The sequence below is a fragment of the Paenibacillus sp. FSL F4-0100 genome, from assembly GCF_037993005.1.
Lineage (GTDB): Bacteria > Bacillota > Bacilli > Paenibacillales > Paenibacillaceae > Paenibacillus_AQ.
Window position 1 is genome coordinate 3,923,784 of the sequence record NZ_CP150303.1, and the last position, 16,709, is coordinate 3,940,492.

At 44.3% G+C, this 16,709-nt stretch carries 13 protein-coding genes; 3 read left to right on the plus strand and 10 right to left on the minus strand.

The window, feature by feature from the left end:
• Nucleotides 1-306 precede the first annotated feature (306 nt).
• The 10 genes from rarD to MHH48_RS17765 form a co-directional block, all read right to left on the minus strand.
• A complete protein-coding gene (gene rarD, locus MHH48_RS17720) occupies nucleotides 307-1,185 on the minus strand; it encodes an EamA family transporter RarD (RefSeq protein WP_076323560.1) in 879 nt (292 codons plus the stop codon).
• Nucleotides 1,186-1,426: 241 nt separating this feature from the next.
• Nucleotides 1,427-2,614, minus strand: coding sequence for an MFS transporter (locus MHH48_RS17725; protein WP_076323561.1), 1,188 nt, complete (start codon nucleotides 2,612-2,614; stop codon nucleotides 1,427-1,429).
• 249 nt (nucleotides 2,615-2,863) lie between these two features.
• On the minus strand, nucleotides 2,864-3,766 hold the full coding sequence (locus MHH48_RS17730; protein ID WP_083659716.1) for an SDR family NAD(P)-dependent oxidoreductase: 903 nt from the start codon (nucleotides 3,764-3,766) through the stop codon (nucleotides 2,864-2,866).
• 331 nt (nucleotides 3,767-4,097) lie between these two features.
• Nucleotides 4,098-5,276: an MFS transporter gene (locus MHH48_RS17735; protein ID WP_076323563.1), complete on the minus strand. Its 1,179-nt coding sequence runs from the start codon at nucleotides 5,274-5,276 to the stop codon at nucleotides 4,098-4,100.
• Between the two features lie 356 nt (nucleotides 5,277-5,632).
• Entirely contained in the window at nucleotides 5,633-6,334 is a 702-nt protein-coding gene (locus tag MHH48_RS17740; RefSeq protein ID WP_144023475.1) for a response regulator transcription factor, read from the minus strand.
• A 67-nt stretch (nucleotides 6,335-6,401) separates the two neighbouring features.
• The gene (gene cydC, locus MHH48_RS17745; RefSeq protein ID WP_076323564.1) at nucleotides 6,402-8,132 is read right to left on the minus strand and encodes a thiol reductant ABC exporter subunit CydC; all 1,731 of its coding nucleotides are present in this window, start codon (nucleotides 8,130-8,132) and stop codon (nucleotides 6,402-6,404) included.
• Complete coding sequence (cydD, locus tag MHH48_RS17750) at nucleotides 8,129-9,904, minus strand: thiol reductant ABC exporter subunit CydD (RefSeq protein WP_076323565.1); 1,776 nt, start codon at nucleotides 9,902-9,904, stop codon at nucleotides 8,129-8,131. The genes cydC and cydD overlap by 4 nt, the downstream gene beginning before the upstream one ends.
• A gap of 68 nt (nucleotides 9,905-9,972) precedes the next feature.
• Complete coding sequence (locus MHH48_RS17755) at nucleotides 9,973-10,989, minus strand: cytochrome d ubiquinol oxidase subunit II (protein WP_076323566.1); 1,017 nt, start codon at nucleotides 10,987-10,989, stop codon at nucleotides 9,973-9,975.
• Nucleotides 10,986-12,350: a cytochrome ubiquinol oxidase subunit I gene (locus MHH48_RS17760; RefSeq protein ID WP_076323567.1), complete on the minus strand. Its 1,365-nt coding sequence runs from the start codon at nucleotides 12,348-12,350 to the stop codon at nucleotides 10,986-10,988. Before MHH48_RS17760 ends, MHH48_RS17755 begins: the two co-directional genes overlap by 4 nt.
• A gap of 441 nt (nucleotides 12,351-12,791) precedes the next feature.
• Nucleotides 12,792-13,391, minus strand: a complete 600-nt coding sequence (locus tag MHH48_RS17765) for a TetR/AcrR family transcriptional regulator (RefSeq protein WP_076323568.1) — start codon at nucleotides 13,389-13,391, stop codon at nucleotides 12,792-12,794.
• Between the two features lie 221 nt (nucleotides 13,392-13,612).
• Here MHH48_RS17765 and gap point away from each other — a divergent pair, with 221 nt between their 5' ends.
• The 3 genes from gap (at nucleotide 13,613) to MHH48_RS17780 (ending at nucleotide 16,541) form a co-directional block, all read left to right on the plus strand.
• Nucleotides 13,613-14,623, plus strand: a complete 1,011-nt coding sequence (gene gap, locus MHH48_RS17770; protein WP_076323569.1) for a type I glyceraldehyde-3-phosphate dehydrogenase — start codon at nucleotides 13,613-13,615, stop codon at nucleotides 14,621-14,623.
• A 479-nt stretch (nucleotides 14,624-15,102) separates the two neighbouring features.
• The gene (locus MHH48_RS17775) at nucleotides 15,103-15,342 is read left to right on the plus strand and encodes a NifU family protein (protein WP_076323571.1); all 240 of its coding nucleotides are present in this window, start codon (nucleotides 15,103-15,105) and stop codon (nucleotides 15,340-15,342) included.
• A gap of 209 nt (nucleotides 15,343-15,551) precedes the next feature.
• The gene (locus MHH48_RS17780) at nucleotides 15,552-16,541 is read left to right on the plus strand and encodes an aldo/keto reductase (protein ID WP_076323572.1); all 990 of its coding nucleotides are present in this window, start codon (nucleotides 15,552-15,554) and stop codon (nucleotides 16,539-16,541) included.
• Nucleotides 16,542-16,709 lie beyond the last annotated feature (168 nt).

Consider the following 16,709-nt stretch of genomic DNA (forward strand, 5'->3'; position numbering starts at 1 on the left):
AAAAAGCCGCTATTTGTCCCCCGACACTAGTCGATTTTTGGATACTCTGCCCATACAGTTATCAAACTATCCTGCCCTTTAGTTTAACAAAGGCAGCCGATCACAATGACCGACTGACTTCTTCTTTTTGATTGACCTAACCTTTCCCGTTAGCTTAACCCCTTATATAATGTTAATTCAATATAGATCTAGTCATGGTAAATTAGTGTGCTCAGATATGCCAGATAACACCACAAACGGAAAACGGCCATCTCTCGCCCATATGACGGAAATGGCCGTTATGACAGTACCGGGGAGTCTTTGCCGTCAGCTCGCCTTCGCGAGTTTTGTGTTCCGAACCGATGCCGCAGCGTATACGACTAGCGCTGTCCAGATGAGCGCGAAGCCGACGAGCAGAACCGGCGAGACCGATTCCTTGAACACGAATACGCTCAGTAACAGCATGATCGTCGGCCCGATGTATTGTACGAAGCCGAGCGTGGACAGCGCCATCCGGGCGGCCGCTCGTGCAAAGAAGAGCAGCGGCAGCGCCGTTACTACGCCGGAAAGAAGCAGTTCGACGAACATGGAAGGAGGCAGCGTCCATGCCGTCGTCTTTCCCACGGCGGCCAAATAGATCCAGTAGCCGAGCGCGACGGGCAGGACTACAGCCGTCTCCGACAGCAAGCCTACAGAAGCGTCTTGCACGATCTTCTTCTTCGCGAGGCCGTACAAGCCAAACGACACGGCCAGCGAGATCGCGATCCATGGGAACCGCCCGTAGTCGATGGCGATGATGAGCACCGCAGCGCCAGCGATGGCAATCGCGAGCCATTGGCCGCGGTTTGGCTTCTCACGAAGAAAGACGACCGCTAGCAGCACGTTCAGCAACGGGTTCAAATAATAGCCGAGACTTGTCTCGACGACATGGCCATTGTTGACCGCCCAGATGAAGATGAGCCAATTAGCTGCGATCAGCAGTCCGCTGGCGGCGAGCGACAGCAGGAGCGAGCGACTAGCCGCAATCCGCTTCATGTCACCCCAGCGGCGCTGGACGGCGACGAGAATACCCATGAAGACGAACGACCAGACAACCCGATGTGACAGAATTTCGCCTGCCGGCACATCGTCAAACAACTTCCAATAAAGCGGGAGAACCCCCCAAATGATATACGCGAAAATAGCGTTGACCAACCCATTGTTCATAATCAATTCTCCTCTTCTCACTCCGATGTCTGAACGAATTATACGCCTCGATCCTCTCTTAAGTAAAGAAAATAATTGGTCCGCTGGCAGGCAGTTACGCTCTTGCTGCCGTTGTATTTTGAGCTATCGTTTCCCGTTAGTTTATTGAACGATCGAATTCTTTAGCTTGTAGAAAAATATAAATAAAAAAAGAAGCAAGTCTGTAAGACCTGCTTCCTCTGAGACGCTACTTTGTTTTTGACTATTTCTTTTGTTGTTGAGCACCCCAGAGAGTAAATAAAATTCCCACGACGGTTACGATGGAAGCAACCCAAGGAACAGCTGTTAGGCCTCCCCCAAATTGTAAATCTATAACCAAGCCTCCGATATACGCACCAAGCGCATTACCCAAGTTAAAAGCCGCAACATTTAAAGTCGACGCCAGCGTTGGAGCTTCTTTGGCCGTATTCAGCATATGAAGCTGCAATCCTGGTATAATTCCAAAAGCAGCCATTCCTAATATAAAAATAGTAATCAAAGCAGGCACTTTATGCTGATCCGTAATTGAGAATACTGCCAAAACTATGGCCAACACAACGAGTATCCCGAGGAGAGACGGCATTAATTTGCGGTCAGCCAGCTTGCCTCCGATAATATTCCCAAGCGTGATGCCGATCCCGAATAAAACAAGGATGTAAGAAACCGAATTCACCGGGAACTTAGTAATATCAGTTAAAATCGGTGAAATATAAGTGAATACCGTAAAGAGCCCTCCATTACCAAACGTCGTCATCAAAAGAGCAATATAAACGGTTGGCTTACGCAGTACACTAAGCTCCTGCTTAAGGTTCGATGAAGCTGATTCTACTTTTGGAACGAGCACGGCAATCCCAATCAAAGCAATCAGACCTAGGATAGTGATCGCCCAAAAAGTGGATCTCCATCCAAAGGCTTGACCAATAAATGTACCGATCGGAACGCCAAGAATATTTGCAAGTGTCAGACCGGTAAACATGATGGCAATAGCTCCAGCCCGTTTTTCCTTAGGAACCAGTCCAGCTGCAATAACAGATCCAACGCCAAAAAAGGACCCATGAGTTAATGCAGCCACGATACGAGCTACCATTAATACTCCATAGTTCGGTGCAAGAGCAGCCAATGCATTACCTGATATGAACAGAATCATAAGAAAAAGAAGCAACTGCTTTCGCTTCATTCGATGAGTGGCGACTGTGATGATAGGAGCTCCTATAGCCACACCCAGTGCATATCCGGTAATGAGCAGCCCCGCTAAGGGGATGGACACCTGCAAGCTTTCGGCCACTTCAGGAAGTAACCCCATAATAATAAATTCAGTCATTCCAATCGCAAATGCCCCTATTGTTAGCGCTAGTAACGCCAAAGTCGGGCTTTTACTTGCTGGTTTATTTTCTGTATTCACTGCATCCAAATAAATAACCACCTATCCAAGTTTTTCAAAAAGAAAGCATGGAACAACTATTTCAAATAGCAGCCCCATACCTTTACCTAGTTTTTCAATAACGGTTTTGGTTACAGCCAGAGAGACTCGATAGCCTGCTGAATAGCAGCCGTTCTCCCCTGAGTGCCTGTGTTCTCTCCATGCGAAGCAACACTATAAACCAATGGAGAAAACAATCCTGTCCTGCAGACTCGAACCTCGCTTTTAGTTGAACTTTTATTAAAAACCTAAGTCACTTATAAATTGACGAGTGTCTAATACAATCTGCTTACAGAACTCTATGTTTTGAACTTCTTTCGATCCTTGAATTGAACGAGCTTTCTCATTGTAGTAAACACCAGTTGCCTCGCAGGTCGTTACTAATTTTGCAATAACATTTCCCGCACTTTTGGGTGTACTCCAACCTTTGATGAGTGGAGAAAGTGGAGCCATCAGATGGAGCATGACAAATTCTGTGAGCAAATTAGCTGATGTCTTTCCAAGAGCGGTTCCAGGATTAAAGCCAGGCTCTAGAGCATTAATTTTGAAATCCTTATATTGAGAAGCAAAATAAAGAACCGTAGCTAGATTACACTGTTTTGAAGTGGCATAAGCATCAAATCCTTTAACTTTTGAGCCATTGGCTTTATATTCTCCTCTTGCGGACTGCTCAACAGATAAGAAGCGACTTCCACGAAAACCAGCAGTTTTAGCACCAGACTCGGGATTTTCTGAAGTGGAACAGGTAAAGAGAATGTTTGAATTTTTCTCAAGATGAGGTAAAAGCAATTCTGTAAATAAAAATGGCCCCAAGTGATTTGTCGCAAAGGTTAAATCCAGCCCCTGAGCACTTTTAGCATCAGAATTTGTCATGATTCCTGCATTATTCGCAAGCCCTAAGAGAGTCAAATCAAGGTCAATAATCTCCCTAGAAGCTTTATTAACACTTTCAAGATCTGAAAAATCACAAACAACACAAATTGCCTGCCCGCCAAGTTTTTCAATATCTACCTTAACTTTTTCAAGCTTTTGAATATTTCTCGCAACAAGGACCACAAGTCCTGCCTGAGCAAGTTTAAGAGCCGCAAAATAGCCCATGCCAGAAGTTGGTCCCGTGATAATATATGCCTTTTGTTTAGTCAATCATTTATACCTCCATATCTTTTAATTTATGGAAAATATCCTCGATAAAGGATTTTTTCCGCAGAGAATCAGCCGGTTGCATCCATTTGTTTTGTTCAAGTAGAGCATTGTCTAGAAAATGTTCAACAATCTGTAACTCAAGAATTTTTCTTTGTACAAGTTGCTTATTTATAACTATAAAAAATGATATTATAAATAAAACAGCTACGATAAGAAAATTAATGTGCCTATTTTCTTCTTTATCCTTCCAAAAGCGTACTGAAGTATGAGCATTCATTTATACGCACGAAACATCCGCAAGTTCGCATCATACTTTACCCCAATTTCTTTATTATTTCCCGTCCACCGATGACGGTACTTTCGACTTCGCCTGGAATACGGAGCTTGAAGCGATACATATCAAGGCAAGCGCTGCAAATAGAATTCCACCACGCACAATCTCCACCGTACCGGAGATAGCAATCAGCCAGCCTCCTACGGCCGTACCGATCGTGACACCAAGATTTGAGAAGGAGACGAACAGACTGTTTGCAAACTCAGGCGCTTCTGGCGCTTCCGATGTCAGCCAAATTTGACTGATGATAAGCCCACTTGTATGAACGGCTCCCCACAATACAACAATGCCGACAAGCCACATGAGCGACGCTCCTGCATACTGAAGAAGGATGTAACATACCACCAAAGCGATCGGATAAAGCAGCGTCGTTCTCGTTAAATGCTTGCCGAGTAACTTGCCTGCATACCAGTTGCCCGCTACGCCGCTGGCACCGAAGACGACCAATAACATACTCACAATCTTCCCGCTCATGTTTAAATGCTGTCCCATATATTCGGCAAAGTAGCTGTACACGGCAAACGTCGCGGCGAAAATAAAGCAGGCTGCTGCGATGTTAAGCCAAAGGATTGGCTTTCGCAATACACTGAGCTGCGCTCCGATTGAGGCCGGCTTCCGGTCGTCCGTTACGTTAGGAACCATGAGGGCGATTCCCAGTCCAGCGACCCCGTTCACAACTGCCGAGAATATAAACGCAACCTCAAGCGAAAACTGATCCGCAACGTAAGACGTTACCGGGATACCAAGTGCCATGCCCAGACTGAACCCCAGAAATACTTTCGCGCTGGCCTGTGCGACTCTCTCTTTATCTGACAATACAGCAGCCAATACGATAGCGATCGAGAAATAAACCGAATGAAACAGGGCAGGAACGATCCGAAATACCAGGAGAATCGGAAAGATCGGCGCAAAAGCCGAAGCGAGGTTGGAGACGGCGAAAAGCGCAAGAATTCCGATCAGTATCCTTTTCCGGTTCCATCTGGACATCAGAAGCGTCATCCATGGGCCAAAAAGGGCTATAATAAGTGCAAAAGAGCTCAGAAGCATGCCCGCTTGTGAAGCAGTCACACCATACTTCTCAATAATCGCCGGAAGTAGGCCGACGACACCAAGTTCAGTATTAACATTGCCAAAAATGCCAAGTGCAATAAAAAATAAAGAACCGCCACGTTTCAATGTTTTGCCCTCCACGAATTCATTTAGCTATATCTGTATATCTGTATTTATAGATATTTATTTCAAATGAACAGGCAACCTCACGATGGCGACTGCCTGCCTTGTATTTCATTCTTAATAAAATCAGCTAGCTGCATAAGCGTTTCTTCGTTTCGCCGGTAGTACGTCCATTGTCCGTAACGCCGGGGTTTTTCCAATGTCTATTCTAAGAGGTGCACTTCAGTGGCTACTAGCGTGTATGTTCTTGTCGACTTACATAACTCCACGCGTGTCTGTCTTCTATAAGAATCCGTTAAAAACAAGGTCAAATGGTGCCTCATTCGTCCATTTTTAATGCATTTTTGATATCCCCAAAATTAAATTTTTTTGAACATATACCCATGTCCCCATAATGTCCGAATCCATCCATTTCCTTCCGGGTAATAGGAGAATAGCTTATCACGCAGGCGTTTAATGTGGGTATCTACTGTACGCCGGTCGTAAATCTCTCTGTGCGATGACTTCCAAACTTCTGTAAGCAATACTTCACGAGAATATACTTTTTCTTGATGTGTGATCAGGAAAAAGAGCAGATCATATTCTTTGGGAGTCAGATGGACCTCATTTTGTTTTACCATAACACGGCGTGCTGAAGGATAAAGTACAATTTCACCAATCATGATAGAGTTATTTAGAGAATATACACGGGTTATCATGTTTTGGATACGCAGCACAATTTCCCTTGGGCTAAATGGCTTGATGACGTAATCGTCTGCTCCGGCTTCAAAACCTTCAATACGATCCCTTTCTTCCGAGCGCCCAGATAACATCAGAATAGGAATATCAGGTTGTGTCTGTTTCATATACTTGCAAACCTCAATCCCATTCATGTCAGGCAGTAACCAATCCAGCACGATCAAATCATAATTTGCGTGGTTCTCCCAATATCTTTGGATGGCTTCTATACCACTCGGTGCTTCTTCGACTATGAATCCCTCTAACTCCAAATACATTCGTAGGATGGTACGAATGCGCGTCTCGTCATCAACTAGTAAAACTCTTCTATGGTTTGTCATCATTTTTAAACGCCCTCCTACTGCCTGAGTGAACCGAACCAACCGATTAGCTTACAGGAGCTCAAGCGTTTTAAACTCCAGATTCACCAATCATCTGTAGTTCAATCTGTTTTAACTTATAAAAGTATCCCTTCTGTTCCATCAATTCCGTAAATGAGCCGATCTCCACAATTTCGCCCTGCTCCATGACGACAATCTGATCCATCTTCTCTAGACCGGTGAGGCGATGACAAATGAGAAGAAGTGTATCTCCGCTCGCTTGCTCGTACAATTGCTTTAGAACGCGTTGCTCGGTTACATAGTCCAGAGAAGACGTTGGTTCGTCCAGCAACCAAAGTTGTCCTTTGCGTAGCATGGCTCGTGCTAAGGCAAGACGCTGTTTTTCTCCATCGGATAAGTTTTCACCTTTCTCATAGACCACCTGGTTTAGCGAAACATTTGGAAATTGGGCTTTAGCAAGTACCTCCATTAGCTCCTCGTCAGAATGTTCATCTGCATTTTCCAACAGATTTTCACGAAGCGTCCCTTTGAAAAAATGGCTTTGTTGCAACACTACATTTGTCAATTCCCAGATGTTTTCCTCCTCCAATTCGTTAATCAAGACTTTGTTTATGCGTATATTCCCCGATGTTGTTGTTCGCAGTTTGAGCAACAACTCGATTAACGTAGATTTTCCTGACCCGCTCGGCCCAACAATCGCTGTTTTAGAACCTGCAGCAAGATGTAGTGAGAAATTCAATAGTGCTGGCCTCCACTCCCCCTCATATTGAAAAGTAGTGTTGCTTATTTCAATTGATACAGGTAAATCAGTTCGCAAAGACTCAGACTTACTTAATCGCAATGTTGTAGCTTGAGATGGTATTGTTTCCGTCAGCCGATTGGCTGCATGTTCGCTATCTTGCTTATATGCAGGTAATACGGCCAAAGCAGATGCCTCTTCGAAAACGGTTTGCGTGGCCATAACCAGCATGGCAAGAAATACGCCAGCAAGTCTTCCGTCCATAATCAAATAGGCACTGAGCGTCATCACACCCCAAGCAATAAAAAATGTAACAAAAACATGCATGGATTGTCCCAGTAACAATTGGACAGCAGCTCGTTGCTGTTCAGCTGCCAATGAAGCTGAATAGCGCTGAAGTTGCTCCTCACGCTGTGCCAACTGCCCATAAATCTTTAAATCCCGAAATCCATACAGTGTTTCTGTGATTTCCGTGGACAGTTTCGATCGCTGCTCACGGACACGCTCATGTATTTTTCGTTGTCCCAACAGAACGATTCCAGGCACGACCAGTGAAGTCATCAACATTCCCAATACCAGCAAACCTGCAATCCAGAAGGAATAGGAAGCTGTAAAAAGCACCGTTGCCAAAAACACCATAATTACAATAAGCGGCGGATATGCAACGCGCAGAAAGTAGTTTTGTAAACTTTCTACATCTCCAACTATCCGTGCAAGTAGGTCCCCACTCCGATTTTTATTCAGTATTCCGGGTGTCAAAGGGATGAGCTTAGCAAAAAAGGAAGTTCGCAAACGGCTGAGGATGGAGAACGTCGCCCGGTGGGTATACAATCGTTCTCCATAACGGCTCGCCGACCGGAGAAAACCAAGAAATTTCACAAGAGATGTAAGGATAATCAATGTATAGAGCGGTGGCGCAAATACCGTTTGAGAAATCAGATACCCACTTGCGGAAAAGAGAGCTACACCGGCTATTCCAGCAATAAACCCTCCTATTATCGAAAAGATAATATCCTTCCGCTCTTGAAACATCGCTTTCGAAAACATAGCCAGCTCACTCATGCTAATCCTCCTTTTTGTTGAACAGCGACCATTTCAGCATATTGGGGCAAGCGTTTCAGAAGTTCCTCGTGACACCCTGAATCCACGATCGATCCATGGTCTACAAACAAAATGTTGGTGGCATGTTGAATCGTATATAAACGATGTGCCACAGTAATCATGGTAGACGTTTTCGACAATGTGGAAATGGAACGTTGTAGTATGCTTTCGGTGTGCAAATCGAGCCCTACTGTAGGCTCATCGAACAATATGATGGCAGGTCGCTTCAAAAATGCGCGTGCCAAGGCCAGACGTTGCTTTTCACCACCAGATAGTCCACGTCCGCCCTCACCAACGAATGTATCAAACCCCTTATCCAGTTGTGCTGCAACCGCTGTAAGTCCGGCTTCCTCTGCCGCTTTCTCGATTTCTGCCCTAGAAACGTCCCTACCTGCACCGATCGCAATATTTTCTTCGAATGTGCCTGCAAAAATGTAAGGGTGCTGTGTGATGTAGCTAACATGTTTAAACCATACTTCTTCATTATCTTGAGAGAGTGGGTTTCCATTAACCAGAATTATCCCCGAATCCGGTTTTAGCAAACCGGCAATAAGATGAAGCAGTGTCGTTTTACCGGCTCCACTCTTACCAACAATGGCAATGTTGTCCCCCGGTTTAAGAAACACACTTCCCGAGTGGAATTCAAATGAATCAGGAGCATACTTAAATCGTACATTTTTCAGTTCTATCGAAGGGGGTACTGGAAGTGGCTTTGCATGTGACATTTGAAAATTTGGCATCCGATTTTTTCCATCGCTTATATATGATTCCATCATATTCTTCTCAAGCATACTCTCAATCTTACGGATCGCTCCCATGCTTGTTCGCCCGCTATGGAAAGCGGTGCCTGTATTTTTTAAGAGATTATAAAATTCTGGAACGAGTAACAGAACGAGAAAAGCAGTGTGAAACGTCATTGATTTGTATACAACCAACTGAATGGCCAACTCAAGGGCAACAACACCGATACTAAGCATCACAATGGATTCCAACATGAACGTATTCATGAATGCGATTTTCAAAATATCCATGGTTGTGTCACGATAGTTGAGACTACTGCGCTCTATCTCCTGTTGCTGACGATGAGTTCGCCCGAATATTTTCAATGTAACCAACCCTTGAAGGGAATCCAAAAACGTACCGGAAAAGTTGGCCAGCTGCTCATATTTTTCTTCCGATTTATTTTTCGTCTTTAGCCCCACCAAGATCATGAATATCGGAATAAACGGAGCCGTAAAGATCATGATCCAACCTGAATTGGCATGTTGAGTAAATGTAACGATCAGGACCAAAATGGGAATTATCATCGCTTCCACCATTTTTGGGATGTACTGACTGAAATAACTATCCGCCTCGTCTACTGCATCCAATGCTACGCTGACCCTCTCTCCCGTCTGTCCCTGAAGACTTAAACCCATGGAAACACGGGTCAAGTTTTGCAAAACAGATTCTCGCATGTTGATCTTTGCAGTGGCAGCCATATGGAGACCAATTCTCCCATTAACAAATGATAACAATGTACGTAAAGCCATAATCGCCAAAAGCATGCCAAGGATCATAGCCACGGATGAGAAAGAGGCTTTTTCCACGAAGATACGTTGGACGGCTTCTGCAAGCAATGAAGCCTGACCAACAATGGCTGTACCAAGTGCAAAGGATATGATGCCAAGAAGAACAAGATATTTTCGTTGTGCAGACATGTGTTGAGCAATGAGGTTCTTATTTCTCTTCACGTAAAAACTCTCCTCCTTCCGGAAAGTGGCCTTGTGGGAAATATTGCCGTAAGAAACAATGTGCTATTCTATTTGTTTCCTTTCACATAATCCGCATCAAACAGAAAAAGTCTGAAGACTAAGATCAATGAAGGAACTAAGAGACACATACCACCGATAAACGCCACAACCAGTGCGAATCCCATAGACGAAGAAGTGACACTACTTTGAATGGTGATGTATGGATCAAGAATGTAAGGATATTGTCCAATGCCGTAAGCAAAAAAAGCACTGAAGAATTGCAGCATGATGCATATAAACGCCATCCCATAACGACCTCCTCGGTATAATAACCACATTGCAATCATGAAAAAGGCAACTGAGAGCGCGAGTAGCCACCATAAATCCATCATATTTTGGAAATGCCGCTCATTGTGTTGACCCAAGAAAATAAATGCTGTCAGTGCGATAACGATTGTAGGCGTGCTCCAAAAAAGCGCATAGGTTCGCATCAATTTCAATGCAGCATGATCTTCAGCACGCGAAGCGTAAAAAGCCAGAAAAGCAGCGCTAATGAATAAAACAGATACGATGGCCAGTCCAACGATGCTCCAAGACAGTGGACTGCTCAAGAGTGCCCAGTAATCCAACGAGGCCGTCTCTCCTTGTTTCAAGATAAATCCGCCTTCGGATAATGTCAGCGCCACTGACAATGAAGCAGGAATAAGCACTCCGGTTGCTCCATACAGAAACAGATAAACAATATTATTTTTGGAGCCATAATTTTCAAATGCATAGAATGAACCGCGTAAAGCGAGCAAAATGACCGCAAGACTTCCTGGGACAAGCATGGCTGATCCATAATAATAGGAGGTTTCCGGGAAAAAGCCGATCATGCCAATGTAGAAAAAAACGAAAAATACATTCGTGATTTCCCAAACTGGCGATAAGTAACGAGAAATCAGTTTATTGATTACATGGTCCTGTTTGGTTAAACGAGCATAAAAGGCAAAGAAACCTGCGCCAAAATCAATGGAAGCGATTATGATATATCCGTACAAAAACAACCAGAGCACTGAAATTCCAATCAATTCGTAATTCATCATGTGTGCTCACCCTTCAATGTTGATTTGTCGCTTGCATGCTGCGTCCACGTCTCCATCTCAACTTCAGCCGGATTATTATTGAACATGCGACGAAGCACAAGAACACTAACGGTTCCCAATACAATGTATAGTAGAAGGAAAAAGAAAAAAAGGATCCTGACGCTTGGGGATGTCGTAGCCGCTTCCTCTACACGCATATATCCTCGGATAATCCAGGGTTGCCTGCCGAGTTCTGCGTAAAACCACCCCAGTTCAACTCCTAAAAAAGCAAGCGGTGCTCCTAATGCAATCATTCGCAGCATCCACTTGTTGAGTTCGTTACGCTTTTTCCAAAGTACAAATAGGAAATACAGAAAGGAAATGCCTAATAATAAAAATCCAATGATTGCCATTAAATCGAAAAAATAATGAACCACGAGTGATGGTTGTTCGTCGATAGGAAACTCATTAAGACCCGTTACTTCTGCATTGAAATCTCCAAAAGCCAAGAAACTTAGAAATTTGGGAAGGTGGAGTGCTCCTATAATTTCATGCTCAACATTAAGCCACCCTAAAAATATCAAATCTGCGCCGCTTTCAGTTTCAAAATGCCATTCGGCTGCTGCGAGTTTTTCAGGTTGATGTTCGGCCAAAAACTTAGCTGATACGTCTCCGGCTAAGGTGTTTACTAAACTGAACACCAAAACGACAGCCATCATCAGCTTTAATGCTTTTTTGTGGTATGCTGAAACCCCTTTTCGAAGTATTGCAAATGCTGCAACACCTGCCAGGAGAGCAGCTCCTGTTAGATAGGCCGAACTTAATACATGAAACACCTTGGAGAATGTTGCCGTACTCAGCATTGCTTGAACGGGGTCAACGGCTGTGAATAGTCCTCCTTCAAACGTAAATCCCCCTGGTTGATTCATAAATCCGTTTACCGTCGTGATAAATACTGCTGACATCCCTGCACCGACGACAATAGGAATCGTTAGTAACCAATGCATCATCGGGTTTTTAAACCGTTCCCACGTGTACAGGTAAATCCCTAGGAAAATGGCTTCAAAAAAGAAGGCGAACACTTCCATAAACAATGGGAGCGCAATAACATTTCCCGCAAGTTTCATGAAATTGGGCCATACCAAGGAGAGTTGTAACGAAATTGCTGTTCCTGTGACTACGCCTACTGCAACAGAGATAATGAACCCTCGTGACCACCTCTTTGCCATTAGAATATAGTGAAGATCTTTCTTACGAATACCGATAAACTCGGCGAGTGAAATCATTAATGGGATACCCACGCCAAGTGTCGCGAAAATAGCGTGGAATCCTAGTGTCATTCCAGTCACCAGTTTACTCCATAGTACCGTATCGATTCCCATATTTACTTCCTCCCTCCAACGCTGTTCCTGTCTACAAAATGAAAAATTAAAACAACAGGTTTAGACGTAAAACTTTACGACCTTCGGGGGCTAACATATGCTCTGCTCCTTCGTGAATAAAAAGAGAACTTTTTCACATAATAAGTTGGCATTTCCCCAAATTTGTGAGAAATGCAGTTGAAATATTACAAAACCTGATATTTAAAATTTATTATATATTCGACGTTTAGCCTTGCAATCGTGGTCACGCCTTCTCCTCTAAACGTTCAAGTAAAGATCAATTCTTTCTTACAACTCCGTGAAAAATATAAAAACCACCCGTTCGGGCTATTGCTTAAGACAGCTTATACTTAAATGAAACGATCCATCGAAAGTCAGAATTCTGAACTTGAGTTGTCATCGATGATGCCCAGCTCCATTCCGATGTGCCAGTACACCAGATTAACTGGTCTTTAAGCAGCATTGCTGCAAATAGGACGAGAAGATTTTTTTATTCATTAGCATGTGCTTGTTATCCCCATCCAACTTGCTGAGCAAAATCCCTCCCTCCAACAAGGAAAATGCAAATGATGCTAGCGCATCCACATCCAGATCCTCCCTAAACTCCCCAGCTTGAATGCCGTCACGAATAATACTTTTCATCATATCCAAGAAGGTATGCAGCCCTTGCCTTGCTCGACCACAAAGCTCCAAATGAGTATCGTCACTTTCTACAGCTGTATTCTGCATGGGACATCCGCCAATAAATGGTGGATCGTTGACGACATCCTCATAGACACGAAAAAAAGCAACCAACCTTCCTGACGCAGACTGCTCTTGATCGACCGCCTCAGAAAATTTTCTGGCGACCATACTGGCAGCATAATTGTAGGCTTCAAGCGCTATCTCGTCTTTACTGGCAAAATGTCGATAGATGCCCCCTTTCTTAATTCCGGTGTCGGCAATAATATCGTTTAGCGATGTACCGGCATATCCTCTCTGGTTAAAAATTTCAGCCGATTTCATAATGATATGTTCCCGTGTTCTGTCCCCTTTTTTCATGAGCTCCTCCGTATGAACCTTATTTTATTTCATTTGTTTTAAACGAATTATTCAATTCGGCCTTGCAATTCACTAATATCATGCTAATATAAAAAGTACCGATCGGTCTCTTTTCGCATTATACAACAAGCCATTCTAGAATGAAATAGCGCTGGGCCATTTTTATTTCATCACAGGCATTCGCTTGTTGGAATAAATAAAACTTATAGGGGGATTTTTCAATGACTGTAAAAGTAGGTATAAACGGTTTTGGACGAATCGGACGACTCGCTTTTCGCCGAATTCAAGATGTGGAAGGCGTCGAGGTTGTAGCGATTAACGACCTTACGAACGCTAAAATGTTAGCTCATCTGCTCAAATATGATACGACGCAAGGCACTTTTCACGGTGACATTGAAGTCCATGACGGAACCTTCAAAGTAAACGGCAAAGAGGTTAAGGTTTTGGCTAAGCGGAATCCTGAAGAGCTTACTTGGGGAGAGCTTGGCGTTGATATTGTTCTCGAATGTACAGGCTTCTTCACCACGAAAGAAAAGGCCGAGCTTCACCTGAAAGGCGGAGCGAAGAAAGTCGTCATTTCCGCCCCTGCTACAGGCGACATGAAAACGATCGTATACAACGTGAACCATGACACACTGGACGGAACGGAAACCGTCATTTCCGGCGCTTCTTGCACAACGGTCTCTCTAGCTCCCATGGCTAAAGCTCTGAACGATAAATTTGGAATTCAATCCGGGTTGATGACAACCGTTCACGCCTATACAGGCAACCAGAATACGCTTGATGCGCCAGATTCAAAAGGAAACTTCCGCGCAGCACGGGCTGCAGCAGAGAACATTGTTCCTTACTCCACCGGTGCTGCTAAAGCCATTGGCCTCGTTCTTCCTGAACTGAAGGGCAAACTTGATGGTGCATCTCAGCGTGTACCTGTGCCAACAGGCTCCGTAACAGAACTCGTAGCCGTTTTGAACACTAAGGTAACGGTTGAGGAAGTTAACGCCGCTATGAGAGAAGCATCAGATCCAGAAACATACGGATACACGGAGGACGAGATCGTATCTTCCGATGTTAGAGGAATGACATTCGGGTCTCTTTTTGATGCCACTCAAACAAAAGTTCTAACAGTTGGCGACCAGCAACTGGTGAAAACTGTAGCCTGGTACGATAATGAAATGTCTTACACCGCGCAACTGGTTAGAACATTAGAATATTTCGCGAAAATCGACAAGTAACATCGCTGCAATTCTTGATTCTAGCTGCAAGCGTTAAAGAGCAGGGGATTTCCGAATATTCTGCTGATCTTACAGCTGTACACGTTGACTGTATTGGCTATAATGAGCCCATCAACAATACAGCACTTGCCGAAAAAATGGATTAACGAAAGCAAGCATAACAAAGATAACGACCACATTATTGGAAGATGGTTTTATTGAGCGTATCCGTCTTAACGATAACAAGAAGGAAATCCATTTCAAATTAACGGCAAAAGCGCAGGAATTATATGTACTGCGCGGAAAGTTGCATAAGCAGGAGCAAGATCGGTACTTCCGATTTCTAGAACGTTACACTAGTGAAGAATTAAGTTTTATCAAGCGATTTATCAAGACATGATTGATGAACTAGAGGAAAGAATGATCGAGAGAAAGGCCAGTGATTAAGGAAATGCGAACAGTGAAGCTGATAGCACAGCCTCTATGAAAGGAGTCATAAAATGAGAGATTCTGAGGAATTGTTCGAAGAGGTAGACGATGTATTGAGAAAACTGCGTCCTTTTTTAATGCGCGATGGCGGGGATGCTGAATTGGTTGAGGTTAAGGATGGAGTGGCTAAATTAAAATTCTTGGGAGAGTGCAACGGCTGTCCTAGTGTAACGATCACATTAAAAGCTGGCATTGAAAGTGCCATTTTTGAAGAAGTGGATGGCATTCATGAAGTCGTTCAAGTCTTCTAGAAAAAGGGTGACCAAACAAACTGCTTCCTTGCTGACATACGTTTGGACCTGTCTTTTCTCTACAATAAGAGCGTAAACTGACTTGCAACGCATGCAGCTTCATGACGAAGATTGCGCTAGATCCAACGAAAGTATGTGCTTCCGAAAAGATTGGCTTTTACAAGTGCATGAAGTGATCGCGCTTCAAATCACATTTAGGAGGAACATCCATGTATAATGCCAGCTCCACCCGATATGACAAGATGACATATAACCGTACTGGCCGCAGCGGTCTGCGTCTGCCAGCTATCTCACTAGGTCTGTGGCATAACTTTGGCGGGATCGATACATTCGAGAACGGCAGAGCCATGGTCAGAAGAGCCTTCGATCTGGGAATTACTCATTTCGATTTGTCTAACAACTACGGTCCGCCTGCTGGTTCTGCAGAAGAGACTTTTGGACAAATTCTTCAGAAGGATTTAGCTTCTTACCGTGATGAGTTGATCATCTCTACCAAAGCAGGATATTACATGTGGCCTGGTCCATACGGGGAATGGGGCTCCAAGAAATACCTCGTCTCCAGTCTAGATCAAAGTCTGAAACGGATGGGACTGGATTATGTGGACATTTACTACCACCACCGTCCTGATCCTAATACACCGTTGGAAGAGACGATGGCCGCTCTGGATCTACTTGTTCGCCAAGGCAAGACGCTGTATGTCGGTATTTCGAATTACAGTGCAGAAGATACACGCAAAGCATCGGAAATCCTGCGCCAGCTTGGGACTCCATGTCTGATTCATCAGCCGAACTACTCCATGCTGTCTCGCTGGATTGAAGACGGCTTGCAGGATGTATTGGACGAAGAAGGTATTGGAAGCATTGTGTTCTCCCCACTGGAAAAGGGCATCCTGACTGACCGTTATCTGAACGGTATCGCAGCCGATTCCCGTGCCGCTGGACCAAGTGTCTTTCTTTCTGAAAAGGAACTGACCGAAGATGTCCTCGGCAAAGTGCGGAAGCTGAACGACCTTGCCGCAGCCCGCGGGCAGAAGATGTCGCAGTTGGCCCTCTCCTGGGTGCTTCGTGGCGGTAGAGTGACCTCTGCATTGATCGGCGCCAGCAAAGTTAGTCAAATTGAGGATGCGGTGGCGTCCTTAAATGCACCGGAGCTTAGCGCGGAAGAACTTGAGCAGATCGAAGCGATTTTGCGCGGATAATTTACTTTCAATATGGAGGGCGGGGACATGGTCCCCGCTTATTCTATTTTATTCACTTTAATAGTGTCAGTTGTTTTGAACTGTCCTAAAATTTGCCGAATGGCTAAGCAATAGATCGAGTTGACGCTCATAGAGTCTCAATTCACTTACGGAATCTAGAAAGGTAGT

What these genes read in the sequence shown, in the direction of transcription:
- rarD (WP_076323560.1), bottom strand. Translation starts at nt 1,185, where the DNA reads ATGAACAATGGGTTGGTCAACGCTATTTTCGCGTATATCATTTGGGGG.
- MHH48_RS17740 (WP_144023475.1), bottom strand. Translation starts at nt 6,334, where the DNA reads ATGATGACAAACCATAGAAGAGTTTTACTAGTTGATGACGAGACGCGC.
- cydC (WP_076323564.1), bottom strand. Translation starts at nt 8,132, where the DNA reads ATGAGTGAGCTGGCTATGTTTTCGAAAGCGATGTTTCAAGAGCGGAAG.
- MHH48_RS17755 (WP_076323566.1), bottom strand. Translation starts at nt 10,989, where the DNA reads ATGATGAATTACGAATTGATTGGAATTTCAGTGCTCTGGTTGTTTTTG.
- MHH48_RS17760 (WP_076323567.1), bottom strand. Translation starts at nt 12,350, where the DNA reads ATGGGAATCGATACGGTACTATGGAGTAAACTGGTGACTGGAATGACA.
- MHH48_RS17765 (WP_076323568.1), bottom strand. Translation starts at nt 13,391, where the DNA reads ATGAAAAAAGGGGACAGAACACGGGAACATATCATTATGAAATCGGCT.
- gap (WP_076323569.1), top strand. Translation starts at nt 13,613, where the DNA reads ATGACTGTAAAAGTAGGTATAAACGGTTTTGGACGAATCGGACGACTC.
- MHH48_RS17775 (WP_076323571.1), top strand. Translation starts at nt 15,103, where the DNA reads ATGAGAGATTCTGAGGAATTGTTCGAAGAGGTAGACGATGTATTGAGA.
- MHH48_RS17780 (WP_076323572.1), top strand. Translation starts at nt 15,552, where the DNA reads ATGTATAATGCCAGCTCCACCCGATATGACAAGATGACATATAACCGT.